This window comes from Enterobacter sp. ECC-249 (assembly GCF_043965265.1).
Classification (GTDB): domain Bacteria; phylum Pseudomonadota; class Gammaproteobacteria; order Enterobacterales; family Enterobacteriaceae; genus Enterobacter; species Enterobacter quasiroggenkampii.
This window is the reverse complement of the sequence record NZ_CP143660.1, coordinates 1,411,244-1,435,998: the sequence shown is the minus strand read 5'-3', so window position 1 is coordinate 1,435,998 and position 24,755 is coordinate 1,411,244. Positions and strand designations below refer to the sequence as shown.

At 57.3% G+C, this 24,755-nt stretch carries 24 protein-coding genes and 1 tRNA gene; 6 read left to right on the top strand and 19 right to left on the bottom strand.

The genetic code is table 11. The annotated features are described in order from the left end of the window. Window positions 1-59 precede the first annotated feature (59 nt). From nqrM to V1587_RS06840, 7 genes are read right to left on the bottom strand one after another with little or no spacing between them, the layout of a single operon-like run. Window positions 60-263: a (Na+)-NQR maturation NqrM gene (gene nqrM, locus V1587_RS06870; RefSeq protein ID WP_023615899.1), complete on the bottom strand. Its 204-nt coding sequence runs from the start codon at window positions 261-263 to the stop codon at window positions 60-62. Then, complete coding sequence (gene nqrF / locus V1587_RS06865; RefSeq protein WP_371899782.1) at window positions 263-1,486, bottom strand: NADH:ubiquinone reductase (Na(+)-transporting) subunit F; 1,224 nt, start codon at window positions 1,484-1,486, stop codon at window positions 263-265. Before nqrF ends, nqrM begins: the two co-directional genes overlap by 1 nt. 10 nt (window positions 1,487-1,496) lie before the next feature. Continuing rightward, entirely contained in the window at window positions 1,497-2,093 is a 597-nt protein-coding gene (nqrE, locus tag V1587_RS06860; RefSeq protein WP_008500255.1) for an NADH:ubiquinone reductase (Na(+)-transporting) subunit E, read from the bottom strand. A gap of 6 nt (window positions 2,094-2,099) precedes the next feature. Continuing rightward, window positions 2,100-2,738: an NADH:ubiquinone reductase (Na(+)-transporting) subunit D gene (locus tag V1587_RS06855; protein ID WP_045330387.1), complete on the bottom strand. Its 639-nt coding sequence runs from the start codon at window positions 2,736-2,738 to the stop codon at window positions 2,100-2,102. Continuing rightward, on the bottom strand, window positions 2,731-3,525 hold the full coding sequence (locus V1587_RS06850; protein WP_395314539.1) for a Na(+)-translocating NADH-quinone reductase subunit C: 795 nt from the start codon (window positions 3,523-3,525) through the stop codon (window positions 2,731-2,733). Before V1587_RS06850 ends, V1587_RS06855 begins: the two co-directional genes overlap by 8 nt. Next, complete coding sequence (locus V1587_RS06845) at window positions 3,518-4,753, bottom strand: NADH:ubiquinone reductase (Na(+)-transporting) subunit B (protein ID WP_371899784.1); 1,236 nt, start codon at window positions 4,751-4,753, stop codon at window positions 3,518-3,520. Before V1587_RS06845 ends, V1587_RS06850 begins: the two co-directional genes overlap by 8 nt. A gap of 3 nt (window positions 4,754-4,756) precedes the next feature. Next, window positions 4,757-6,100: a Na(+)-translocating NADH-quinone reductase subunit A gene (locus V1587_RS06840; RefSeq protein WP_371899785.1), complete on the bottom strand. Its 1,344-nt coding sequence runs from the start codon at window positions 6,098-6,100 to the stop codon at window positions 4,757-4,759. Between the two features lie 298 nt (window positions 6,101-6,398). Between V1587_RS06840 and dpaA the strand changes: the two genes are divergently transcribed. Then, on the top strand, window positions 6,399-7,139 hold the full coding sequence (dpaA, locus tag V1587_RS06835; protein ID WP_023334609.1) for a peptidoglycan meso-diaminopimelic acid protein amidase: 741 nt from the start codon (window positions 6,399-6,401) through the stop codon (window positions 7,137-7,139). On the opposite strand, the gene V1587_RS06830 is transcribed toward dpaA, so the two are convergent. Together V1587_RS06830 and lpcA are read right to left on the bottom strand one after the other, a co-directional pair. Then, on the bottom strand, window positions 7,110-7,877 hold the full coding sequence (locus V1587_RS06830) for a class II glutamine amidotransferase (RefSeq protein WP_008500262.1): 768 nt from the start codon (window positions 7,875-7,877) through the stop codon (window positions 7,110-7,112). The two genes, dpaA and V1587_RS06830, sit on opposite strands and share 30 nt — an antisense overlap. Before the next feature lie 46 nt (window positions 7,878-7,923). Further along, window positions 7,924-8,502 carry a D-sedoheptulose 7-phosphate isomerase gene (gene lpcA / locus V1587_RS06825; RefSeq protein WP_010427884.1) on the bottom strand — a complete coding sequence of 193 codons (579 nt, stop codon included), beginning with the start codon at window positions 8,500-8,502 and terminating at the stop codon, window positions 7,924-7,926. Window positions 8,503-8,741: 239 nt separating this feature from the next. Between lpcA and fadE the strand changes: the two genes are divergently transcribed. Together fadE and V1587_RS06815 are read left to right on the top strand one after the other, a co-directional pair. Beyond that, window positions 8,742-11,186 (top strand): acyl-CoA dehydrogenase FadE, encoded by a 2,445-nt coding sequence (gene fadE, locus V1587_RS06820; RefSeq protein ID WP_371899786.1) that lies wholly within the window; start codon window positions 8,742-8,744, stop codon window positions 11,184-11,186. A 108-nt stretch (window positions 11,187-11,294) separates the two neighbouring features. After that, window positions 11,295-12,065 carry an amidohydrolase gene (locus V1587_RS06815; RefSeq protein WP_371899787.1) on the top strand — a complete coding sequence of 257 codons (771 nt, stop codon included), beginning with the start codon at window positions 11,295-11,297 and terminating at the stop codon, window positions 12,063-12,065. Window positions 12,066-12,150: 85 nt separating this feature from the next. On the opposite strand, the gene V1587_RS06810 is transcribed toward V1587_RS06815, so the two are convergent. The 9 genes from V1587_RS06810 to dnaQ form a co-directional block, all read right to left on the bottom strand. Beyond that, a complete protein-coding gene (locus V1587_RS06810) occupies window positions 12,151-13,752 on the bottom strand; it encodes a gamma-glutamyltransferase family protein (protein WP_371899799.1) in 1,602 nt (533 codons plus the stop codon). 9 nt (window positions 13,753-13,761) lie between these two features. Next, complete coding sequence (locus V1587_RS06805; protein WP_371899788.1) at window positions 13,762-14,637, bottom strand: ABC transporter permease; 876 nt, start codon at window positions 14,635-14,637, stop codon at window positions 13,762-13,764. Window positions 14,638-14,639: 2 nt separating this feature from the next. Further along, complete coding sequence (locus tag V1587_RS06800; RefSeq protein WP_008500268.1) at window positions 14,640-15,581, bottom strand: ABC transporter permease; 942 nt, start codon at window positions 15,579-15,581, stop codon at window positions 14,640-14,642. Between the two features lie 18 nt (window positions 15,582-15,599). Next, a complete protein-coding gene (locus tag V1587_RS06795) occupies window positions 15,600-17,114 on the bottom strand; it encodes an ABC transporter substrate-binding protein (RefSeq protein WP_371899789.1) in 1,515 nt (504 codons plus the stop codon). A 2-nt stretch (window positions 17,115-17,116) separates the two neighbouring features. Further along, window positions 17,117-18,199: an ABC transporter ATP-binding protein gene (locus V1587_RS06790; protein WP_371899790.1), complete on the bottom strand. Its 1,083-nt coding sequence runs from the start codon at window positions 18,197-18,199 to the stop codon at window positions 17,117-17,119. Continuing rightward, window positions 18,196-19,209: an ABC transporter ATP-binding protein gene (locus V1587_RS06785; RefSeq protein ID WP_371899791.1), complete on the bottom strand. Its 1,014-nt coding sequence runs from the start codon at window positions 19,207-19,209 to the stop codon at window positions 18,196-18,198. Before V1587_RS06785 ends, V1587_RS06790 begins: the two co-directional genes overlap by 4 nt. Continuing rightward, complete coding sequence (locus V1587_RS06780; protein WP_371899792.1) at window positions 19,206-19,925, bottom strand: FadR/GntR family transcriptional regulator; 720 nt, start codon at window positions 19,923-19,925, stop codon at window positions 19,206-19,208. The genes V1587_RS06785 and V1587_RS06780 overlap by 4 nt, the downstream gene beginning before the upstream one ends. A gap of 379 nt (window positions 19,926-20,304) precedes the next feature. Then, window positions 20,305-20,381 (bottom strand) — tRNA-Asp (locus V1587_RS06775). A gap of 132 nt (window positions 20,382-20,513) precedes the next feature. After that, window positions 20,514-21,245, bottom strand: coding sequence for a DNA polymerase III subunit epsilon (gene dnaQ / locus V1587_RS06770; RefSeq protein ID WP_048029949.1), 732 nt, complete (start codon window positions 21,243-21,245; stop codon window positions 20,514-20,516). Between the two features lie 64 nt (window positions 21,246-21,309). Here dnaQ and rnhA point away from each other — a divergent pair, with 64 nt between their 5' ends. Further along, window positions 21,310-21,777: a ribonuclease HI gene (gene rnhA, locus V1587_RS06765; protein WP_023334599.1), complete on the top strand. Its 468-nt coding sequence runs from the start codon at window positions 21,310-21,312 to the stop codon at window positions 21,775-21,777. Here rnhA and V1587_RS06760 read toward each other — a convergent pair. Then, the gene (locus V1587_RS06760) at window positions 21,762-22,493 is read right to left on the bottom strand and encodes a class I SAM-dependent methyltransferase (protein ID WP_371899793.1); all 732 of its coding nucleotides are present in this window, start codon (window positions 22,491-22,493) and stop codon (window positions 21,762-21,764) included. The two genes, rnhA and V1587_RS06760, sit on opposite strands and share 16 nt — an antisense overlap. 32 nt (window positions 22,494-22,525) lie before the next feature. On the opposite strand from V1587_RS06760, the gene gloB reads away from it, so the two are divergent. Next, window positions 22,526-23,284 carry a hydroxyacylglutathione hydrolase gene (gene gloB / locus V1587_RS06755; protein WP_371899794.1) on the top strand — a complete coding sequence of 253 codons (759 nt, stop codon included), beginning with the start codon at window positions 22,526-22,528 and terminating at the stop codon, window positions 23,282-23,284. Between the two features lie 68 nt (window positions 23,285-23,352). Next, window positions 23,353-24,717, top strand: a complete 1,365-nt coding sequence (mltD, locus tag V1587_RS06750; RefSeq protein ID WP_063145495.1) for a murein transglycosylase D — start codon at window positions 23,353-23,355, stop codon at window positions 24,715-24,717. The last annotated feature ends 38 nt before the right edge of the window (window positions 24,718-24,755 follow it).

Here is a 24,755-nt window from a genome sequence, read left to right as displayed (position 1 = left end):
TTGAGAAGCAGATGTAAGAATGCCGGGTGGCGGCGTTGCCTTACCCGGCCTACAAAAACTTAAATAATGCGCTGCTGCTCGCGCGCCATGCGTTTTTTGCGGGCGTCGCACGGTTCCGGGCAGTCGCAGACCTTCTCCATACCAATGGAGGAAATACCGCCGCAGCTGCCCTGAATGCTTTTCCGCTTAACGATCCAGCCTAACGACATGCCAAAGATAACAAGCACAAACACCACAAAGGTTGCCAGAAACGTCAGCATCATCAGCCTCCAAAGTCATCAAGCATGATGTTCTCATCTTCGACGCCGAGATCCTTCAGCATCTTAATCACGGCGGCGTTCATCATCGGCGGACCACACATATAGAACTCGCAGTCCTCGGGCGCCGGGTGCTGCTTGAGGTAGTTTTCATACAGCACGTTGTGGATGAACCCCGTGTAGCCCGTCCAGTTATCTTCCGGCTGCGGATCGGAGAGCGCAACGTGGAAGGTAAAATTCGGGTTTTCACGCGCCAGCTGTTCAAACTCGTCGTCGTAGAACATTTCGCGCAGCGAGCGCGCCCCGTACCAGAAGCTGATTTTACGCTTGCTGCCGAGCCGCTTGAGCTGGTCAAAAATGTGCGAGCGCATCGGGGCCATCCCCGCTCCGCCGCCAATAAAGACCATTTCCGCGTCGGTATCTTTCGCGAAGAACTCCCCGAACGGACCGGAGATGGTCACCTTATCTCCCGGCTTCAGGGACCAGATGTATGACGACATCACGCCCGGCGGCGCATCCGGGACATTCGGTGGCGGCGTGGCGATACGCACGTTGAGCATGATAATGCCTTTCTCTTCCGGGTAGTTGGCCATCGAGTAGGCGCGCAGCGTCGGCTCTTTTACCTCTGATACAAAGCGGAAGAGATTAAATTTATCCCAGTCGGCGCGGTATTCATCCGGCACGTCGAAGTCCGCATAGGCTACGGTATGCTCAGGACACTCAATCTGAATGTATCCGCCGGCGCGGAACGGGACATCTTCCCCCTCCGGTACGCGCAGCTTCAGCTCTTTGATAAAGGTGGCTTTGTTATCATTGGAGATAACCTCGCACTCCCATTTTTTGACGCCGAAGATCTCTTCCGGCAGCTCAATCTTCATGTTCTGACGCACCGCGACCTGGCAGGCCAGACGGCAGCCCTCTTTTGCCTCACGCTTAGTGATATGCGCCAGCTCGGTGGGCAGAATATCGCCACCGCCCTCTTTTACCGTCACGCGGCACTGCCCACAGGAGCCGCCGCCGCCGCAGGCTGAGGAGACAAAAATACCGTTACCGGAGAGCGTGTTGAGCAGTTTATCTCCCGCAGGCGTGCGGATCTGATTCTGCGGATCGCCATTAATATCAATCACCACGTCGCCGGAATTCACCAGCTTCGCCCGCGCAGCCAGAATGAGTCCTGACAGCACCAGTACGATCAGCGTGAACATCACCACGCCAAGAATAATTTCCATCTGTTAGCCCTTATAGCTGCACACCGGAGAAGGACATAAAGCCCAGCGCCATCAGCCCGGTGGTGATAAAGGTGATCCCTAAGCCGCGCAGACCCGCAGGCACGTTGGCATATTTCATTTTCTCGCGGATCCCCGCCATGGTGACAATAGCCAGCATCCAGCCGATACCGGAGCCGAAACCGTACACCACGGATTCACTGAAGTTGTAATCACGCTGAACCATAAACGAGACGCCGCCGAAGATGGCGCAGTTCACCGCGATCAGCGGGAGGAAGATCCCCAGCGCGTTGTAGAGTGAAGGGAAGTACTTATCGAGGATCATCTCCAGGATTTGCACCAGCGCCGCGATCACCCCGATAAAGGTAATGAAGTTCAGGAAGCTGAGATCAACCCCTTCTACCAGCGCGCCATCCCGCAGCACGAAGTTGTACACCAGATTGTTAATCGGAACCGAAAGCCCCAACACCACGGTGACCGCGATACCGAGACCAAATGCCGTCGACACCTTTTTGGAAACCGCAAGGAACGTGCACATGCCGAGGAAAAACGCGAGCGCCATGTTTTCAACAAACACCGCGCGCACAAACAAACTCAGGTAATGAGCCATTGTCGGTTACTCCTTTTCCTGCTGCTCTGGTCTCAACGTACGAATCAGCCAGATCAGCAAACCGATAATGAAAAATGCGCTAGGGGCCAGCAGGAACAGGCCGTTTGGCAGATACCAGCCGCCGTTTTGCACCGTGTCCAGCACCGTAATGCCAAACAGCTTGCCGCTGCCAATCAGCTCGCGCAGGAACCCCACGGTAAGCAGGATCGCGCCGTAGCCCAGGCCATTCCCGATACCGTCCATAAAGCTCGCCAGCGGCGGCATTTTCATGGCGTAGGCTTCCGCACGCCCCATGACGATACAGTTGGTGATAATCAGCCCGACAAACACCGAGAGCTGTTTGGAGGTCTCATAGGCGAAGGCGCGCAGCAGCTGATCGACCACGATCACCAGCGAGGCGATGATCGCCATCTGCACGATGATCCTCACGCTGTTGGGAATGTGATGGCGGATCATCGAGATAAACATGCTCGAAAACGCTGTGACCAGCGTAACCGCCAGCGTCATCACCACCGCCGTTTCCAGCTTGGTGGTCACCGCCAGGGCTGAACAGACGCCCAGCACCTGCAGCGTGATCGGGTTATTGGCGAGCAGTGGGCCAATGAGTACCTTTTTCACTTCTTTCAGTTCACCGGTATCAGCCATTGTTCAGCGCTCCTTCACGTACGTTTTTCAGGAAAGGACCAAAGCCCAGCTCGCCCATCCAGAAATCAAAACTGTGCTGCACGCCGTTTGAGGTGAGCGTGGCGCCGGAGAGCCCGTCAACGGCGTATTCGTCACCGGGACGTGCCGCCCCTTTCATCACCTTCAGCGCAGGCAGACCGTTATCATCGAGCACTTTCTTGCCGACAAACTGTGCCCGCCAGTTAGGGTTTTCCACTTCGCCACCCAGCCCCGGCGTTTCGCCCTGGTCGTAATACGTAATGCCTTTGACCGTGCGGCCATCCGTATCAAGGGCCACAAAGGCATACATCATTGACCACAGGCCGTTACCGTAAATAGGCACTACCACTTCCTGAATGCGTTTTTGGGGATCGCGAACCAGATAGATTTCGGCCAGATTGCTGCGACGCTTAATCCCGGCGGGATCTTGCGATGCCTCCAGCGTCACGCTCATCTGCGGATCTTTCAGCGCTAGCGCCTGGTTGAAGGTTGCCGGGTCTTTATCCAGCAGCTCACCCGTTTTTAAATCCACCAGACGCGCGGAAATACGTTCGGCAAAGACGGCCGAAACGTCGTCTGCGCTCATCCCCTCCTGCATCAGCCCGGCCACGGCCAGAATGTTGCGCTGCTTATCCAGGGCACGTTGCTCCTGCTGAAGGGGTTTTAACCCCACGGCAGAGCCGGCCACGACGATGGAACAGACCAGACAGAGCACCAGCACAACCAGCAGCGTTTTGCTGATGCTGTCGTTATTTTTTACCTCAGCCACGCGCCTTCCTCCGCTTGATGTTGGCCCGCACCACCAGGTAATCGAAGAGCGGCGCAAACAGATTGGCAAACAGAATGGCCAGCATCATCCCCTCCGGATAGGCCGGGTTGACCACGCGGATCAGGACGCACATCGCGCCAATGAGCACGCCATAGCTCCATTTACCTTTATCGGTAAACGAGGCCGAGACGGGGTCCGTCGCCATGAACATCATGCCGAACGCGAAGCCACCCAGCACCAGATGCCAGTACCACGGCATGGAGAACATTGGGTTGGTGGTTGAACCAATAGCGTTGAACATCGTGGCGGTCAGCACCATACCGATCATCACGCCCGCCACAATCCGCCAGGAGGCCACGCGCCCAAACAGAATGATTGCCCCGCCAATCAAAATCATCAGCGTGGAAACTTCCCCGATGGAGCCCGGAATGTTGCCAATAAAGGCATCAAACCAGGTCACTGGCTGACCCGTCGCGTTGTTCACCAGCGTTTCGCCGCCGTGTGCCGCCCACTGTGAAAGCGGCGTTGCGCCGGAAAAACCGTCTGCCGCCGTCCAGACCAGGTCGCCCGAGATTTGCGCCGGATAGGCAAAGAACAGAAACGCACGTCCCGCCAGCGCCGGGTTGAGGAAGTTCCGCCCGGTGCCGCCGAAAATTTCTTTGGCAATGACCACGCCAAAGCTGATGCCCAGCGCCGCCTGCCAGAGCGGCAGAGTCGGGGGAACAATCAGGGCAAACAGAATCGAGGTCACGAAGAAGCCTTCGTTGATCTCGTGTTTACGGATGATAGCGAACAGCACTTCCCAGAAGCCACCCACGATAAATACCGTGAGGTAAATCGGCAGGAAGAACACCGTGCCCAGCGTCATCATGCTCAGCCAGCCCGCGTCTGCAGCAAAGCTTACCCCTAGCGACTGCGCCAGGCGGTAGTGCCAGTCGGACTGAATTACCTGCGCCAGCTGCTGTGCATCGTACATGTGGTGCAGCGCCGGAATGGTCTGCAGGCCAACGTTGTACATTCCCCAGAACATCGCCGGGAAGACCGCAAACCACACCAGGATCATCATCCGCTTAAGGTCGATAGCGTCACGAACGTGCGCCGCGCCTTTCGTCACCAGCCCCGGCGTGTAGAAAATGGTCGCCGTTGCTTCGTACAGCGGGTAGTACTTTTTGAGCTTCCCTTCGGTAAAGTGCGGCTCCATTTTTTCAAAGAGGTGTTTTAAGCCCATCGGTTATCCTTCCTGCTCAATGCGGGTTAACACCTCGCGCAATACCGGTCCATATTCGTATTTTCCCGGACAGACATAGGTACAGAGCGCCAGATCTTCTTCGTCAAGCTCCAGGCATCCCAGCGCCTGCGCGCTGTCGGTATCACCGGCGAGCAGATCGCGCAGCAGCATGGTCGGCAGAATATCCAGCGGCATGACGCGCTCGTAGTTGCCAATCGGGACCATGGCGCGCTCGCCGCCGTGCGTGCTGGTTGAGAAGCTGAACAGCTTATTACGCAGGAAGTGGCCCAGCGTGGTGCGGGTGACGGAGTATTTTTCCGCACCGGGCAGCACCCAGCCGAACAGCTCTTTCTCACGCCCTTCCTGCACAATGCTGACCTGTAAATGGAAACGCCCCAGATACGCGTGCGCCTGCACGGCATGGCGGCCACTGAGGACCGAACCGGAAATCAGGCGGTTTTCGCCCGCTTTGGTTTCTTCGCTCAGCAGTTCATTGATATCCGCGCCAATCAGCGTCTTCACCAGGCGCGGGTTTGCAGCCTGCGGCCCACCGATGGCGACGATCCGTTCAACGCAGAGTTCACCCTTAGTAAAAAGCTTACCGATGGCGATAACGTCCTGATAATTAAGATGCCAGACCTGTTTCGCCAGACTTACCGGCTCAAGAAAGTGGATGTGCGTCCCGACCAGACCCGCCGGATGCGGGCCCGCAAACGCATTAAATGTGACCTGCCCCTGCGGATGTCCGCCGAGCTTGCCGCCGCCGGCCTGGCAAACGTGGACTTTCCCCGACGTCAGGCGGGTTAACACGGTCAGCCCGGCATCAAAGGCTTTGCGCTGCGCCAGGATAACCGGCTCCGGGTCCACGCTGAGCGGGTTGGTGTCCATTGCCGTGACGAAAATCGCGGCCGGTTCCGTACCCGGAACAGGGGATTTGCTGAAGGGTCGGGTACGAAGCGCGGTCCATAAACCGGACGCAAGGAGTTGAGCCTGAACAGCGTCACGGCTCAGCGACGCGAGGTCTGCGGCATCGTAATGGGCGAATTCACGCTGTTCATCGCCTTCAATGCGGATAACCACCGACTGTAGAACGCGCCGTTCGCCGCGGTTGATCGCCACAACGGTGCCGCTTGCGGGGGCCGTGAACATCACGCCGGGATTTTTTTTGTCCTCGAAGAGCGCCTGTCCTTTAATAACGCAATCGCCCTCCTGTACCAGCATTGAAGGACGCATTCCCAGGTAGTCGTCGCCCAAAATGGCGACATGACGGACGCTTGCGCCTGTCGAAACGTGCTGCGCTGGCACGCCTGCAATCGGCAGATCAAGTCCTTTTTTTATTTTAAACATGTGGTTAGCAGGTTTCCATGAACAACAATCCAGTGGCCGCGAAGTGTAGCATTTTCCCCTTCTCGCGGGCAGGGAAACCGCCGTCGCGCGCGCCAAATTGCGAGCTAATGCGCAAAGTTCCTGGAGCCATCGCGATTTTGATGGTTTATAAAGTAAAACTAATTTGTAAACTCACCGCCCGGCTCTTGCGAAAATCTATAGCGGTGCTAATGTGAGCGCTCCTAACAGAATAATCTGATTTCGGGTCTCTTTTGCCGTCCTGGCAAGTTGGTCATGGTTTTATCAAGGAACTAGTAGTATGCGTAAAATCGCATTGTTCATTGCGATGCTTCTGATGCCGTGCATGTCGTTTGCCGGGCTGCTCAGCAGTAACAGCTCAACGACGCCGATCAGCAAGGAATATAAACAGCAGTTAATGGGATCGCCGGTTTATATTCAGATCTTCAAGGAAGAGCGCACTCTCGATCTGTTTGTGAAAATGGGCGAGACCTATCAGCTGCTTGATAGTTACAAGATTTGTAACTACTCCGGTGGGCTGGGGCCAAAACAGCGTCAGGGCGATTTCAAAAGTCCGGAAGGGTTCTACAACGTTCAGCGCAGCCAGCTCAAGCCTGACAGCCGCTTCTATAAAGCCATTAACATCGGCTTCCCGAATGCCTATGACCGTGCACACGGTTATGAAGGTAAATACCTGATGATCCACGGCGCCTGCGTGTCTATCGGCTGTTATGCGATGACCGACTCCGGCATTGATGAGATTTTCCAGTTCGTGACGGGCGCGCTGGTCTTTGGGCAGCCTAACGTTCAGGTCAGCATCTATCCGTTCCGCATGACGGACGCCAATATGGCGCGTCACAAGTACTCATACTACGCGGATTTCTGGAAACAGCTGAAGCCTGGTTACGACTACTTTGAGCAGACCCATAAGCCACCGGTGGTCTCTATCGTAGATGGCCGTTACGTGGTCAGCAAACCGCTGAGCCACGAAGTCGTCCATCCACAGCTGGCGTCAAATTACACGGTCCCCGAGACAAAATAGCACCCACTCGCCTGGCATAATCTTTTGCCAGGTTTCGTTGCCCGTCAGCGGCTGCGTTGCAATGACTGTGACCACATCGTTGGGTGTGGTCTCCTTCTGAAAGTCTATCTCCACATCCTGATCGAGCAGCGTCGCAACGCCAAACGGCGCACGGCGGGTGATCCAGAACAGATTCGTCGAGCAGAACGCCATCACATAGCGCCCGTCAGAGAGCAGCATGTTGAACACGCCTTTTTCGCGAAGCTCGGTCGCCAGCGTCGCGATGTATTTGAATACGGCAGCCATGTTGCCGGGCGTGCGGGGATAGCGCTCCGTCAGCTTGTGCAGCAGCCAGCAGAAGGCTTTTTCGCTGTCCGTCTCGCCGACCGGGCGGAAATTGCCCGTCTCCAGCGACTTATAGCCCGTAAGTTGCCCGTTGTGCGCGTAGGTCCAGTTACGGCCCCACAGCTCGCGGGTAAACGGATGGGTATTTTCCAGCGCCACTTCGCCGCGGTTAGCCTGACGGATGTGGGCGATCACCGAGCGGGACTTGATGGGATAGTCCTGCACCAGTTTGGCAATCGGTGAGTTAAAGCTGGGCTGAGGATCTTTGAACGTGCGACACCCTTTGCCTTCGTAGAAGGTGATGCCCCAGCCGTCTTTATGCGGCCCGGTTCCTCCACCGCGCTGAACCAGCCCGGTGAAACTAAAGCAGATATCGGTTGGCACATTGGCGCTCATCCCGAGCAGTTCGCACATACATCACCTCCACAACAGCGGGGGCAAGAGTGCCCCCAGCGAAGTCTTACTTAACCATCTCTTTTTCGATCAGCTGGATCAGGATGTGGATCACTTTGATGTGAATTTCCTGAATGCGGTCAGCATAACCGAAGTGCGGAACGCGGATTTCAACGTCCGCCGTACCGTCCATCTTACCGCCATCTTTACCGGTCAGGGTGATGACTTTCATCCCTTTTTCACGCGCGGCGGCGATCGCTTTGATCACGTTGCCGGAGTTGCCGGAGGTAGAAATCCCCAGCAGCACGTCGCCTTCACGGCCTACCGCTTCAACGTAGCGAGAGAAGATGTGGTCGTAACCGAAGTCGTTGCCTACGCAGGAGATGTGGCTCACGTCTGAAATCGCAATCGCCGGGTAGCCCGGGCGGTTTTCGCGATAGCGACCGGTCAGCTCTTCTGCGAAGTGCATCGCGTCGCAGTGGGAACCGCCGTTACCGCAGGAAAGCACTTTGCCACCCGCTTTGAAGCTGTCGGCCAGCAGGACCGCTGCGCGCTGAATAGCGTGAATATTGGCATCATCTTTCAGAAAGTTCGCCAGCGTTTCCGCCGCTTCGTTCAGTTCGTTACGAATAAGATCCTGGTACATGAGGATAATCCTTCAGTATTGATGAAATAACACAGTGGAGTGTACCGGATAGCGCGAAAAGCGAGAAGCTAAAGCCATGCGAATCGTCCGGCGTTTTGATTTTTTGTGCCGGCTAAAACACGAACAATGTGAACCAGGTTGTAATTATTTTGTAAACACATTGCTAAAGGAATTCACATCAACTACAACCATATCATCACAAGTGGTCAGACCTCCTACAAGCAAGGGAGCTTTTCTTTATGATGATTTTGAGCATTCTCGCAACCGTTGTTCTGCTCGGTGTGTTGTTCTATCACCGCGTGAGTTTATTCCTGAGCAGCCTGATTCTTCTGGCCTGGACGGCTGCGCTTGGCGTCGCAGGCCTCTGGAATATCTGGCTTTTAGTCCCTCTTGCCATCATCCTTCTGCCGTTTAACTTTGCCCCGATGCGTAAATCAATGATCTCTGCGCCGGTGTTCAAAGGCTTCCGCAAAGTGATGCCGCCAATGTCGCGTACCGAGAAAGAAGCGATTGATGCGGGCACCACCTGGTGGGAAGGCGATCTGTTCCAGGGCAACCCGGACTGGAAAAAGCTGCATAACTACCCGCAGCCGCGCCTGACCGCTGAAGAACAGGCCTTTATTGACGGCCCGGTGGAAGAAGCGTGCCGTATGGCGAACGACTTTGCCATCACCCATGAAATGGCCGACCTGCCGCCAGAGCTGTGGGCGTATCTGAAAGAACATCGCTTCTTCGCGATGATCATCAAGAAAGAGTACGGCGGTCTGGAATTCTCCGCCTACGCACAGGCTCGCGTGCTGCAAAAGCTGGCGGGCGTTTCCGGGATCCTGGCGATTACCGTTGGCGTGCCTAACTCCTTAGGCCCGGGCGAACTGCTGCAGCATTACGGTACGGAAGAGCAAAAAGATCACTACCTGCCGCGTCTGGCACGCGGTCAGGAAATCCCTTGCTTCGCGCTGACCAGCCCGGAAGCAGGCTCTGATGCGGGCGCGATTCCGGATACCGGCGTGGTCTGCATGGGCGAGTGGCAGGGCGAGCAGGTGCTGGGCATGCGCCTGACCTGGAACAAGCGTTATATCACCCTGGCGCCTATCGCCACCGTGCTGGGTCTGGCCTTTAAGCTCTCTGACCCGGAAAAACTGCTGGGCGGTGAAGAAGATCTGGGCATTACCTGTGCTCTGATCCCAACCTCTACCCCAGGCGTCGAGATTGGTCGTCGTCACTTCCCGCTGAACGTGCCGTTCCAGAACGGTCCAACCCGCGGCCAGGATATCTTTGTGCCGATTGACTACATCATCGGCGGTCCGAAAATGGCCGGCCAGGGCTGGCGTATGCTGGTGGAATGTCTGTCGGTGGGCCGCGGAATTACCCTGCCGTCGAACTCAACCGGCGGTCTGAAGTCGGTAGCGATGGGGATTGGTGCCTACGCGCACATCCGCCGTCAGTTCAAAATCTCCATCGGCAAGATGGAAGGTATCGAAGAGCCGCTGGCGCGTATCGCGGGCAACGCCTACGTGATGGACGCCGCCGCCACGCTGATTACCTACGGCATTATGCTGGGCGAAAAACCGGCCGTACTGTCCGCTATTGTGAAGTACCACTGTACCCACCGCGCGCAGCAGTCAATCATTGACGCGATGGATATTGCAGGCGGTAAAGGCATTATGCTCGGCGAAGGCAACTTCCTGGCGCGCGGCTATCAGGGCGCACCGATTGCCATCACCGTGGAAGGGGCAAATATCCTGACGCGCAGCATGATGATCTTCGGTCAGGGCGCAATTCGCTGCCATCCATACGTGCTGGAAGAGATGGCCGCTGCGCAGAACAACGACGTGGATGCCTTCGATAAGCTGCTGTTCAAACATATCGGTCACGTGGGCAGCAACAAGGTGCGCAGCTTCTGGCTGGGCCTGACGCGCGGTCTCACCAGCGCGACGCCGACCGGCGATGCGACCAAACGTTATTACCAGCATCTGAACCGTCTGAGCGCCAACCTGGCCCTGCTGTCTGACGTTTCCATGGCGGTGCTGGGCGGCAGCCTGAAGCGTCGCGAACGTATCTCTGCCCGTCTGGGGGATGTGCTGAGCCAGATCTTCCTGGCCTCTGCGGTCCTGAAACGTTACGACGATGAAGGCCGTCAGGAAGCGGATCTGCCGCTGGTGCACTGGGGCGTGCAGGATGCGATGTATCAGGCCGAGCAGGCGATTGACGATCTGCTGGCGAACTTCCCGAACCGCTTCGTGGCAGGCGCCCTGCGCGCGGTGATCTTCCCGACCGGTCGTCACCATCTGGCGCCGTCCGACAAGCTGGACCACAAGGTGGCTAAGATCCTGCAGGTTCCGAGCGCAACCCGCTCCCGCATCGGTCGCGGTCAGTATCTGGCGCCGACGCCGCATAACCCGGTGGGTCTGCTGGAAGAGGCGCTGCTGGACGTGATGGCCGCCGATCCGATTCACCAGAAGATCTGTAAACAGCTGGGCAAAAACCTGCCGTTTACCCGTCTGGACGAACTGGCAAAACAGGCGCTGGCCGGTGGCATTATCAGTAAAGATGAGGCCGCTCTGCTGGTGAAAGCCGAAGAGAGCCGTCTGCGCAGCATTAACGTGGATGATTTCGAACCGGACGAGCTGGCGACGCAGCCGGTAAAGCTGCCGGAGAAGCACCGCAAACCTGAAGCGGCATAACGCGTTTCGCTTATACAAACCCCGCCTCGCGCGGGGTTTTTTATTGCCACATTTTCTCGTTATGTCGTGCTACAGTGTCAAAAAGTGGTCGTTTGAGGAGTCTGAATTGTGCCTGGTCTGAAGATTTCTATTTTGCAGCAACCTTTAGTGTGGATGGATGGCCCCGCCAACCTGCGCCACTTTGATCGTCAACTGGAAGAGATTACCGGGCGTGATGTGATTGTCCTGCCGGAAATGTTCACCACCGGCTTCGCCATGGAAGCGGCAAAACAGTCAATGCCTCAGGATGAGGTGGTCGCCTGGATGCATGCCAAAGCGCAGCAGACGAATGCGCTGATCGCCGGCAGCGCCGCCCTGCAGACCGAACGCGGGCCGGTGAACCGTTTCCTGCTGGTGGAGCCGGAAGGCAAAGTGCACTTCTACGATAAGCGCCACCTGTTCCGCATGGCGGATGAGCATCATCACTATGAGGCCGGTAACGAGCGCGTGGTGTTCGAATGGCGCGGCTGGCGTATTCTGCCGCTGGTCTGCTACGACCTGCGTTTCCCGGTGTGGTCGCGTAACCGCAACGATTACGACCTGGCGCTGTATGTTGCCAACTGGCCTGCACCGCGCTCCCTGCACTGGCAGTCGCTGCTGGTGGCGCGCGCGATTGAGAACCAGGCGTACGTGGTGGGCTGTAACCGCGTGGGAACGGACGGCAACGGGCATCACTATCGCGGCGATAGCCGGGTGGTGAATCCGCAGGGCGAGATCATCGCCACCGCCGAGCCGCATCAGGCGACGCGCATTGATGCCGAGCTGTCATTGACGGCGCTGAAGGAGTATCGGGAGAAGTTTCCGGCATGGCAGGATGCGGATCCGTTTAGCATTGGGTGAATAAAAGCCGGGTGGCGGCTACGCCTTACCCGGCCTACAAAGAGCACAACGTAGGCCCGGTAAGCGCAGCGCCACCGGGCGTTAATTAACTCACCAACGCCTGCCCGTCCTTGCGGCTTTCCGTCGCGGCCACGTAGTGTCCTTCCGGCAGGCGGTAAATCACCTGCGCACCGCCGAAGTTGTAATCCTGAAGCGGATCTTCAACCACGATCTGATGCCCGCGCTCGCGCAGGGCGGCAATCGTGTTGCGATCGAACGTCGATTCAACGATCACCTCCCTGCCCTGCACCACGCGCCAGCGCGGCGCATCGATTGCCGCCTGCGGGTTTTGTCCGTGCAGCATGATGCGCAGCGCCATCTGCATGTGCCCCTGCGCCTGCATCGGGCCGCCCATCACGCCAAAGGACATCAGCGGCTGGCCGTTGCCGTCCATCGCAAAGCCCGGAATGATGGTGTGGAACGGACGCTTGCTACCCGCCAGCGCGTTCGGGTGATTTGGATCCAGCACAAAGCCACAGCCCCGGTTTTGCAGGCTGATCCCCGTATCCGGCACCACAATGCCTGAACCGAAGCCCATATAGTTGGACTGAATAAACGAGACCATCATCCCGCTGGCGTCCGCGGTGCTGATGTAGACCGTGCCGCTCTGCGTCGGGGAACCGTAGACAAAATCAGAGGCGCTGTCGTGGTTGATCAGCGCCGCGCGCGACTTCAGATAATGGTCGCTCAGCAGCTCTTTCGCCGCGAACGCCATGTGCTCTTCGTCCGCCACGTAGCGGTCGAGATCCGCCAGCGCCAGCTTCATCGCCTCAATGGACAGATGCAGGGACTGCACGGAATCCGGATGATACTTCTCAATGCCGCACTGCTCAAGAATGCCGAGCGCAATCAGCGTGGCGATCCCCTGACCGTTAGGCGGGAGCTCCTGCACCGAACCGCCCGCGAAGTCGCGCGACAACAGCTCTACCCAGTCCACGCGATGGTTAGCCAGATCCTCAGCCGTCAGGTGCGCGCCGTGTTCTTTGGCGAAAGCGGCAATTTTCTGCGCCAGCTCGCCGCGATAAAAGGCTTCGCCGCTGGTGCGGGCGATCAGCTCCAGCGAGTTCGCCTGCGCCGGGTTACGGAAGATCTCCCCCACGCGCGGGGCGCGGCCTTCCGGGGCGAAGCAGGCGCTGAAGCCCGGCTGATCTTTCAGCTTGCTATAGCCGCGCTGCCAGAGATGCCCAATCAGCGGGGAGACGGGGAAACCGTTGCGCGCGTAGTCAATGGCTGGCTGCGCCAGGGTAGTAAGCGGCAGCGTGCCGAAGCGTTCCGCCAGGGCGACCCAGCCGGATACCGCGCCCGGCACGGTCACAGCATCCCAGCCAATTTCCGGCACCGCCGTTTTACCGGCAAACAGATCCGCATGCCAGCTGGCCGGCGAACGACCGGACGCGTTGAGGCCGTGCAGTTTTTCACCGTCCCAGACGATGGCAAAGGCGTCGCTGCCGATCCCGTTGCCGGTCGGCTCGACCACCGTCAGCGCCATCGCGGTGGCAATGGCCGCATCCACGGCATTCCCCCCCAGCTGCAGCATTTTCATCCCTGCCTGCGCCGCCAGCGGCTGCGACGTGGCAACCGCGTTATGGCCCATCATCGGCGGACGGCGTGAATCGTAACCGGACGTAAAATCAAGCGCTTTGGTCATCATGACTCCTTAGTCGTGGCGCGGATCGAGCGCATCGCGCAGCCCGTCGCCGAGTAAATTAAAGCCCTGCACGGCAAGGAAAATCGCCACGCCGGGGAAAACGGACATCCACGGCGCCTGCTCCAGAAACCCTTTCGCGGTGTTGAGCATTGAGCCCCAGGACGGATTTGGCGGCTGCTGTCCCAGCCCTAAAAACGACAGGCTGGCTTCGGCGATAATCGCCGAGGCAATCGCCAGCGTGGCCTGCACCAGGATCGGCGACATCACGTTTGGCAGGACGTATTTAATGATGATCCAGCGATCCGGCAGGCCAATCGCCCGCGCGCCGTCGATATACTCTTCGTTGCGAATGGCGATCACCTGGCCGCGCGTCAGGCGGGCGAAGATCGGCATCGCAGAAAGACCGATGGCGATCATCGCGTTGGTCAGGCTCGGGCCTAAAAATGCCCCCAGCGCGATCGCCATGATCAGGAACGGGCAGGCCAGCAGCGCCTCGATCACGCGCGAGATGACGCCGTCCCACATCTTCTGGAAGTAACCCGCCACCAGCCCCAGCGGTACGCCGATAACCACGGCAATCACCACAGACATACAGCCCGCCATCAGCGAGGTGCGCGCCCCCCAGATAATGCGGGAAAAGATGTCGCGCCCCAGTTCGTCGGTGCCGAACCAGTACATCGCCGACGGGGCTTTGCGCACCGCCAGGAAGTTGGCCTTAACCGGATCGAACGGGGCGATCCACGGCGCAAGCAGCGCCACCAGCACAAAGAAGCCCACCACCGCCGCGCCAATGACCGCGCTTTTATTGCCGAGAAATTTCTTCAGCACCCGGTTTTGCGCCCGCGGCAGCGCAGGCAAAACGGTTTGCGTCGTCAGTTCCGCCATGGTTAACCTCGCATTTTCGGGTTGATGAGGACGTAGAGCACGTCGGCCAGCAGGTTCAGCATCAGGAAACCGATCGCCACGATCAGCACCACGCCCTGCACCACCGCGTAGTCACGGTTAAATACCGAGTCGACGATCATCTTGCCGAAGCCCGGAATGGTGAAGACCTGCTCGGTCAGCACCGCGCCGCCCAGCAGCTCGCCAAAAAGCAGCGTGGTGAGAGTGATCACCGGCACCAGCGCGTTGCGAAACGCGTGCTTCAGGATCACCGCCTTCGGCAGCAGCCCTTTCGCCCGCGCGGTGCGGATGTAATCCGCTTTCAGCACGGCAATCATCGAGGCGCGGGTATGGCGCATCAGCGTCGCCGCCAGGCCCGTTCCGAGCACGGACGCGGGAAGCAGCAGCGTGCGCAGGTTCTGGAGCGGGTCTTCACTGAACGGCACGTAGCCGGACGCGGGGAGCCACTGCAGGTTTACCGAGAAGACCAGAATCAGCAGGATCCCCAGCCAGAAGTGCGGGATCGAGATCCCCGAGATCGCCACGAAGTTCGCCCCGTGATCGACCCAGCTGTTTTTGTTCACCGCCGCGAGGATCCCCATGCTGATGCCGAACACCAGCGCGATAATCATCGCCAGCAGCGACAGCTCCAGCGTGACCGGCAGCTTGCTGGCGATCAGCTGCGTCACCGGTTCGTGCGTGCGTAAGGAGACGCCCAGATCGCCCTGCAGCGCCCGCGTCAGCCAGTGGAAATACTGCACGGGGATCGGGGCATCGAGGTTCAGCTCCGCACGCAGCTGAGCGATGACCGCCGGGTCGCGCTCCTCGCCTGCCATGGCGATCAGCGGGTCGCCGGGCAGCAGCTTTTGCAGCCCAAACACCATCATGCTCACCAGCAACAGCGTCGGGACGGCCAGCAGCAGACGTTTGCAAATCAGTTCCAGCATGGGCTCTCCTCAGGACACTTATTTCGCAAGCGTCAAACCGGCCAGACGCACAATGCCGTCCGGGTACGGTTTAAAGCCCTGCACGCTTTTGTTCAGGCCAAAAATGCGCGGCTCGAAGTAGAGGTAGGCAATCGGCATGTCGGTTTGCAGCTGCTTCACCACCTTGTCGTACAGCGGCTGGCGCGCAGCCTGGTCGGTGCTCTGGCGCGCCTGGGTCAGCCATTCGTCAACCTGCGCGTTGCTGTAGCGGCCGTCGTTCAGGGTGCCTTTGCTGTTGATAAAGCCGTAGATGCTGCCGTCCGGATCCGGGCGCCCCGACCAGCCGGAGAAGCTCAGCTGATAGTCACCGCTCTGCTGGCGGTCGAGCAGCGTGGCGAATTCGGTCATCTGCAGGTTCAGGTTAAATCCGGCCTCGGCGACCATCGCCTGCAGCACCTGCCCAACCTGCTGTGATGTTGGGTTGTTTGGCACCAGCAGGTTGACGGTCAGCGGCGCGCTGACGCCTGCCGCTTTGAGCAACGCTTTGGCCTTCTCGACGTCGCGCGGCGGGACCGGCAGGTTGACGTGATACGGGCTCACCGTCGAAAACGCCTGGTTGGCTGGCGTATACAGTCCTTCAAAGACCACCTGATTTAGCGCATCGCGGTCGATAGCCTGCGAGAAGGCCTCGCGCACGCGGGCATCTTTGAACGGGTCGTTGGCCGGCACCTTGCCGTTGTTGATGTTGAAGGTGATGCCCTGATACCCCAGGCCCGTTACCTTCGCCAGAGACAGCTTGCTGTCAGCCTCGACGGTTTTCACGTCGCTGGCGGCGATGCCTTCGGTCAGATCGAGATCGCCCGCACGCAGGTTCGCGAGGCGCACGGAGGCATCCGGGATCGGCAGGTAGATAATTTTGTCGAAGTGGTAGGCGTCTTTGTTCCAGTAGTTGTCGAAGCGGGTCAGCACGATGCGGTCCTGTGACACGCGGCTGTCGAATTTGTACGGGCCGGAGCAGACCGGGTGGGCGGCAAAGTCAGGCTTTTTCGCCGCCTCGGGGGCCATCATCGCGCCCGCGCGGTCGGTGAGCTGCATCAGCAGCGCGGCATCGGGGGTCTTCAGGTGCAGCGCAATCTGCATCGGGCCGGTGACCTCGACCGATTCAACGGAGGAGATCTCGCTTTTGCGCAGGGAGCCTTTCAGGGTCAGGGCGCGGTCGAGGTTGTATTTTGCGGCGGCGGCATCGAATTTCTCACCGTCGTGGAAGGTCACGCCTTCGCGCAGATTGAGCGTCAGGGTTTTACCGTCGTCACTCCACGCCCAGTCTTTGGCCAGACCGGGGACCACCTTCAGGTTTTCATCCACGTCCACCAGCCTGTCGCACAGGGAGGCGAAGACGAAGCGGCCATAGTAGGTGCGCGCCAGATGCGGGTCGAGCATGTCCGGGTCAGCACCCAGACCGATTCGCAGCACGCTTTCAGAATGCGCGGGCAGCGCCGCGCCAAGCAACATAACACTTCCCAGTACGGTCAAAAGAGAATTACGCATTGTCATTATCATGAGTTCCTTGAAGGAAGGGACGAGTGAGTGGCCGCGTGTTCAAACAGCGCGCGGCGGCGCAGAAAAGCGGCGGATGGCGGTGCGATCTGGATAACGCTGCGATCGCGGTTGATCTCCTGCCAGCGGTGGCAGGCAACCTGACGCCCGCCGTCGAGCACCTGATTAATCGGCTCAACCTGGCGGCATTCGTCGGTGACGTACGGACAGCGGGTGTGGAAACGACAGCCGGTCGGCGGGCTGGCAGGGTTCGGTAAGTCCCCCTGCAGCAGCGGCGCGTCACGTTCAGCGCCCGGCTGCATCTGCGGCGCCGAGGCGATCAGCGCCTGCGTATAAGGATGCAGCGGCGCGTCAAAGATCTCATCCACGGTGGCAAGCTCGACGATTTGCCCTAGGTACATGACCGCCACGCGGTCGCTCATGTGGCGGATCACCGCCAGTCCGTGGGCGACAATCACCATCGTCAGCCCCAGCTGCTGCTTTAGGGTTTCCAGCAAATTGACCACCTGCGCCTGCACCGACACGTCCAGCGCGGATACCGGCTCGTCGCCCAGCAGCAGCTTCGGTCCTGAGGCCAGCGCGCGCGCAATGCCGATACGCTGGCGCTGCCCGCCGGAAAACTCGTGCGGGTAGCGCCCGGCCCAGGCGGCGGGCAGGCCTACGGTTTTAAGCAGCTCGGCAACGCGGTACTGCCGGTCCGCTTTATTCATGTTCTGGTGCAGCCACAGCGGCTCGCCGACGATCTGCTCCACCGTCATGCGCGGGTTCAGGGACGCAAAGGGATCCTGAAAGATGATCTGCAGCTCGCGGCGGAGCTGATTGAGACGCGCACCCGATGCATGAGTGATCTCTTCCCCCTGGTAAAATACGCGCCCTTCGCTGGCGGCCAGCAGGCGCAGCAGCAGACGGCCAAGCGTAGATTTTCCGGAGCCGGACTCGCCGACAATCGCCAGCGTTTCGCCCGGCATCACGGCAAGCGACACGCGATCGACCGCGGTGACAAACCGGGCCGGGGTAAAGAGTTTTTTGGGGCCGGGGAAGAGCTTGCTGAGGTCCCGAGCTTCAAGAATGGGCGTGGTCATGCGGTCTCTCCCAGGGCAATGTGGTGTTCGAGCGGCACGCGGAAGCAGGCGACCCGATGGCCCGCGCCGAGCGCGGTGAGCTGCGGTTTTTCATCATGGCAGCGGGACTGCGCAAACGGACAGCGGGTGGCAAAACGGCAGCCCTTCGGCATGGATTCAGGCAAAGGTACCGAACCGGGAATAGTGGAAAGCGGGCCTTTACGTGCCCCCAGCGAGGGGATCGACCCCATCAGGCCGATGGTGTACGGGTGCTGCGGATCGGCAAATATCGCCTCGACGCTTCCCTGCTCCACCACCTGTCCGGCATACATCACCGCCACCTGCTGGGCGACTTCGGCCACCACGCCTAAATCGTGGGTGATCATCAGCACCGCCGTTCCGGTTTCCTCTTTTAAGGTGTTGAGCAAGGCGAGGATTTGCGCCTGAATGGTGACGTCGAGCGCGGTGGTCGGTTCGTCGGCAATCAGCAGTTTGGGGTGGTTAATCAGCGCCATCGCAATCATCACGCGCTGGCGCATGCCGCCGGAAAGCTGGTGAGGATAAGCCTTGAGACGCATCTCTGCTGCCGGGATCTGCACTTTCTCGAGGATCTGCAGCGCGACCTTCATCGCCTCTGCGCGCGAGACGTTCTGGTGTCGCATAACCGCTTCGCTCAGCTGATCCCCCAGCGTAAACGCCGGATTGAGCGAGGTCATCGGCTCCTGAAAAATCATCGCCAGCTCGCTGCCGCGCAGGTCGGCATATTCCCTCGGTGAGAGCTTTCGCAGATCGCGGCGGCGAAACTGCATCTCCCCGCTGACGATCCGTGCGCTGGCGGGCAGTAACCCCATTAGCGCCAGTGAGGTGATACTTTTCCCGCAGCCGGACTCCCCCACCAGCGCCAGCGTTTCGCCGGCCCTGACGGTCAATGAGATACCGTCAAGCACGCTAACCGGCGAGCCCGCGAACGTAACGTTGAGGTTTTGTACTTGCAGTACGGGCGTGGCGTCCTTAAAGGGGATTGTCGTCATGGCGTGAAGTCGTCCTCAAGGTGGATCGCCTGAATCAGGGCGGTTTGCAGGCTGAGCAGGTGTTCGCGCATGGCGGCCGCAGCTTCATTAGGCTGGCGATGGATAATCGCAGTCATGATCTTGTGGTGGTGGTCGTTATAGCTATCGACACGTTCGGGCGTGCGGGCTAATTCGCGCAGATGCTGCCAGCCCGGTTCACGTCTGACGGCATCAATGGCATCAAACAGGCCGAGCATCAGACGGTTGCCCGCCGCCTCGGCAATTGCGCGGTGAAAGGCGCTGTCCCAGAGTTCGTTGAGATCGCGGTCATCCGGGCTGACCTTATCGATGCGTTCCAGCATGCGCTGCATAAGCGCGAGGTTTTCCCTGGTGGCACGCAGTGCCGCAAGCCGGGCGAGGCCGGGTTCAAGCTGTAGACGAGCTTCCATCACTTCCAGCAGGTTTGTTTGCTGCACCAGTCCCTGAAGGGCCAGCGGTTCAACAGGTGCTGACGGGCCGATAAACGTCCCTTTGCCCTGCTTACGCCAGATACGCCCCTCTTCTTCCAGCACGTCCAGCGCACGACGGACTTCACGTCGCCCTACGCCGAGAGTATCCGACAGCTCACGTTCCGTGGGCAGCGGAATGCCTGGTGTTGACTCATGCTGGTTGATTAGCCCGCGCAACTGCTCAAGCGCGGTGCTGGAATTTGCCAGAAACCGTGACGATTTTTCCATATTGGTTCGCTCGCTTTCATCATTGCTTTATTTTTATTAACGATAAGTTATTGATATGGAATGAAGCTTATCGTGCTAATGATTAAGCAATAACCAAACCAATACGCAATTGGTTCGGTGTTTTTTTGGCAAGCAGGAGATAACCAAATGATTCTGCGTGAATTATTTTTACAGAAAGACACATTCTGAATGAGGGCTTAAGAGAGAAGTGGTGGCAAAATGCACATTAACAGTGCAAATAATGCACTATATTTGTGCAATTGTTAATAAATTGCACTATGTGTATTAACTTTTTGTTAACGACAAGTGATAGGATGAGATTACAGAATGCTGAAACGACGAAGGCCTGAATCATTTCTGATTCAGGCCTTCTGAATAGTGGCGGAACGGACGGGACTCGAACCCGCGACCCCCTGCGTGACAGGCAGGTATTCTAACCGACTGAACTACCGCTCCACTGTTCCCGTTTGGGGAACGAGGCGCATATTACGGTGCGCCTCCGATCTCGTCAACGCTTTTTCTCACGTTTTGAATCGTTTGCTGCAAAAATCGCCCAAGCGATGATTTAACAGGCATTCCGCCGTTTTTTCAGGCACGCCAAAGACAGCTGCCGCCCTTCTTCTGCACCAGATCAAGACGGGATTCGTGGTTAAGTAGCTCTTCATCACTGGCTAAAACAACCCGTAGCCGGCTTGCCTGACGGACAACACGCTGAATCCCCGCTTCGCCCTGCGTCTGCTGAGACTCATTTTCCATACTGAACTTCATAGAGGTCTGCCCACCGGTCATCGTCAGATAAACATCGGCGAGGATCTGGGCATCGAGCAACGCCCCGTGGAGCGTTCGTTTGGTATTGTCTATCTCGTAGCGCGAACAAAGCGCATCCAGGCTGTTACGCTTGCCGGGGAACATCTTCCTCGCCAGCGCCAGACTGTCTGTTACCTTACAGAAGGTATTCGTCTTCGGGATATCACGATTAAGCTTGCTGAATTCATAATCCATAAAGCCGATATCGAACGATGCGTTGTGGATGACAAGCTCAGCGCCCTTGATGTATTCCAGGAACTCGTCAGCCACATCCGCAAACGTCGGCTTATCCAGCAAGAACTCATCGGCAATACCGTGAACGCCGAACGCTTCGGGGTCCACCAGTCGATCGGGCTTGAGGTAGACGTGGAAGTTGTTCCCCGTAAGACGACGGTTCACCACTTCAACGGCGCCGATCTCGATGATCTTATGCCCTTCGTAGTGCGCGCCGATCTGGTTCATACCGGTGGTTTCGGTATCGAGGACAATCTGGCGAGTAATTGCAGTGCTCATAGCGGTCATTTATGTCAGACTTATCGTTTAACTGAACGTTTCGAATACAGGAAGTCTACCAGAGATGCGTAAACAGGTAGAAATTTTCACCGATGGATCTTGTCTCGGTAACCCAGGACCTGGCGGCTACGGCGCGATTATGCGCTATCGCCAGCACGAAAAAACTTTTAGCGAAGGCTATTTTCTGACCACCAACAACCGGATGGAGTTGATGGCGGCCATCGTGGCGCTGGAGGCGTTAAAAGAACATTGCGACGTGGTGTTAAGTACCGACAGTCAGTACGTCCGCCAGGGGATTACCCAGTGGATCCATAACTGGAAAAAACGCGGCTGGAAGACTGCCGATAAGAAACCGGTCAAGAACGTCGATCTCTGGAAACGTCTTGATGCTGCGCTGGGCCAGCACCAGATTAAGTGGGAGTGGGTTAAAGGCCACGCAGGCCATCCGGAGAACGAACGCTGCGACGAACTGGCGCGTGCTGCGGCATCCAATCCCGCTCATGAAGATGCAGGCTATCAGCCCGACGTCTGATCGGTTTTTTTGTACTGCCGCGTGGCGCCGACGGTCTGACGGATGGGCGTTTTCGACTTGCTCTGCTTCATAGGGTTAAGCGTAAGGGGAATGGTTCGCTTACGCGCAACGATAAACTGCAAACAGCCCAGTGCGGGGAGATGGGTGCTCAGTACCACGCCCCCCTGCCTCGCCCAGGGCAGCACCTGAAAACCACCGTAGCAGAGCACTTCAAAGTTCAGCAGTGAAAGCCAGTCGAGCTGGCGCATCATGGTGAACATCCGGCTGTTGTAAGGTGGAGTCCGGCGTAGCACCGGTACAAGCTTACGCAGGCCCATCAGGCTTAGCGGATTGAATCCGCTAAGTACCAGCCAGCCATCATCAATCAGCACGCGATCGGCTTCGCGAAGCAGACGATGCGGATCGCTGCACCAGGGCAGCGTGTGTGCGAGCAAACACGCATCGACGGATTTTTCCGCAAACGGCAGATGCAACGGGTCTGCTTTCACCTGGACCGGCGATCCGCCGAGAGAGACGTTAACCTGATGCGAGATAGCGCAGCTTTCGGTATTGATTTCCGCGCTGAGATTGCCAATCTTAAGCAGGTGAAAGCCATACATTTTCGCAAGCCAGGGCTTCAGCTGTTGTTCTAACGCTTCGCGATAGTATTCACCCCAGGGCAATTCCGCCCAACGTTCCGGTGCTGCGACAGTCTGAGGTATCCTTGCCGGTTTCATCAAAACACCCGCCACGCTATAAGAGGTAAAGTATGAATCTTATCAGTATTCCAGCCTTTCAGGACAATTACATCTGGGTTTTGGTTGACGACGATCGCCGATGCGTGATTGTCGATCCCGGAGAATCCGCCCCTGTTCTGCGCGCAATAAAAGAGAACGGCTGGCAGCCAGAAGCCATTCTGTTGACGCATCATCATAACGATCACACTGGTGGCGTGCCTGAACTGCGCGCTCACTTTCCGCATCTGGTGGTTTACGGACCGGCAGAGGCACAAGATAAGGGAATTACGGATGTAGTCGAAGAAGGCGAAACTATTATCATACGCGAGTGGGAGTTTTCCGTATTTGCTACACCAGGTCACACTTTGGGACATCTGTGTTTCTACAGTAAACCTTATCTTTTTTGCGGCGATACGCTGTTCTCCGGAGGTTGCGGAAGACTGTTTGAAGGCACACCAGCTCAAATGTACCAGTCTTTACAGAAGATTAACGCACTGCCCGATGAAACAATCATTTGTTGCGCCCATGAGTATACATTAGGAAATATGAAGTTTGCCGTGAGCCTCTTACCCGAGGATCGGGCGATTCAGGATTATTATCACAAAGTGAAGGAGTTACGTGCAAAAAACCAAAAAACACTCCCCGTAATTCTGAAAAACGAGCGCCAAATTAATTTATTTTTACGAACAGATGATATTGATTTAATTAATAAAATTAACCAAGAAACAAATTTGCAACAACCAGAACAGCGATTTGCATGGTTAAGGTCAAAGAAAGATAACTTCAGATAATTGCGGGTTGCCTTTTCAAAATTTCGCCGTTATCATCGCTCGTCTTTTAAGCAACTATTGACACACACATGAAGGCAAAAGCGATATTACTCGCCTCTGTCCTGCTTGTAGGTTGCCAGTCGCAGAACGGCAGCAACGTACAACAGCACGCACAGAGCCTTTCTGCAGCTGGTCAAGGGGAAGCAGGGAAGTTTGCAAGTTCGGCGCGCTGGATGGACGATGGAACATCTTTCGCGCAGGATCAAGACTTGTGGACCTCTATTGGCGACGAGCTAAAGATGGGAATTCCGGAAAATACCCGGATTCGCGAACAGAAACAGAAGTATTTAAGTAATAAGAGCTATCTCCACGATGTAACGTTACGGGCAGAGCCGTATATGTACTGGATAGCCGGGCAAGTTAAGAAACGTAACATGCCTATGGAGCTGGTACTCCTACCCATAGTGGAGAGCGCTTTTGACCCACACGCGACGTCTGGCGCCAATGCCGCAGGCATTTGGCAGATCATTCCGAGCACCGGGCGAAACTATGGTCTGAAACAGACCCGCAACTATGATGCGCGTCGTGATGTTGTCGCTTCAACGACAGCCGCTCTCGACATGATGCAACGTCTGAACAAGATGTTTGACGGCGACTGGCTGTTAACGGTCGCAGCGTATAATAGTGGCGAAGGTCGTGTACTGAAGGCAATGAAAGCGAATAAAGCACGGGGTAAATCCACCGATTTTTGGTCGCTCTCACTGCCACAGGAAACAAAGATTTACGTACCGAAAATGCTGGCATTGAGCGATATTCTCAAGAACAGCAAGCGTTACGGTGTACAACTGCCAACACCAGACGAAAGTCGTGCACTGGCGCGTGTTCGCCTCAGTAATCCGGTTGATATTCAACAGGTTGCTGATATGACGGGTATGTCGGTAAGTAAATTGAAAACCTTTAATGCTGGCGTTAAAGGCTCAACCCTGGGGGCAAGTGGCCCACAGTATGTAATGGTTCCGCAGAAACATGCTGACCAGTTACGCGAGTCTTTAGCTTCTGGTGAAATCGCCGCCGTTCAGTCAACGCTGATCGCGGATGCATCATCAGTTAACAGCCGCAGCTATAAGGTTCGTTCAGGTGATACGCTTTCGGGCATTGCGTCACGTCTTGGCGTGAATGCGAAAGATCTGCAGCAGTGGAATAATCTGCGCAGTTCTGGCTTGAAAGTGGGTCAGACTCTGACGGTAGGTGCAGGTAGCAGCGCACAGCGTCTCGCCAGCAACAGCGATAGCATTACCTATCGCGTGCGCAAGGGCGATTCACTGTCCAGTATCGCAAAACGACACGGCGTGAACATCAAGGATGTGATGCGCTGGAACAATGATACTGACAATCTGAAACCTGGCGACCAGCTGACGCTGTTTGTGAAGAACAGCGCTACGCCAGACTCCTGATAACACGATCTAAAGATAAAAAGGCACCGATTCCCCTC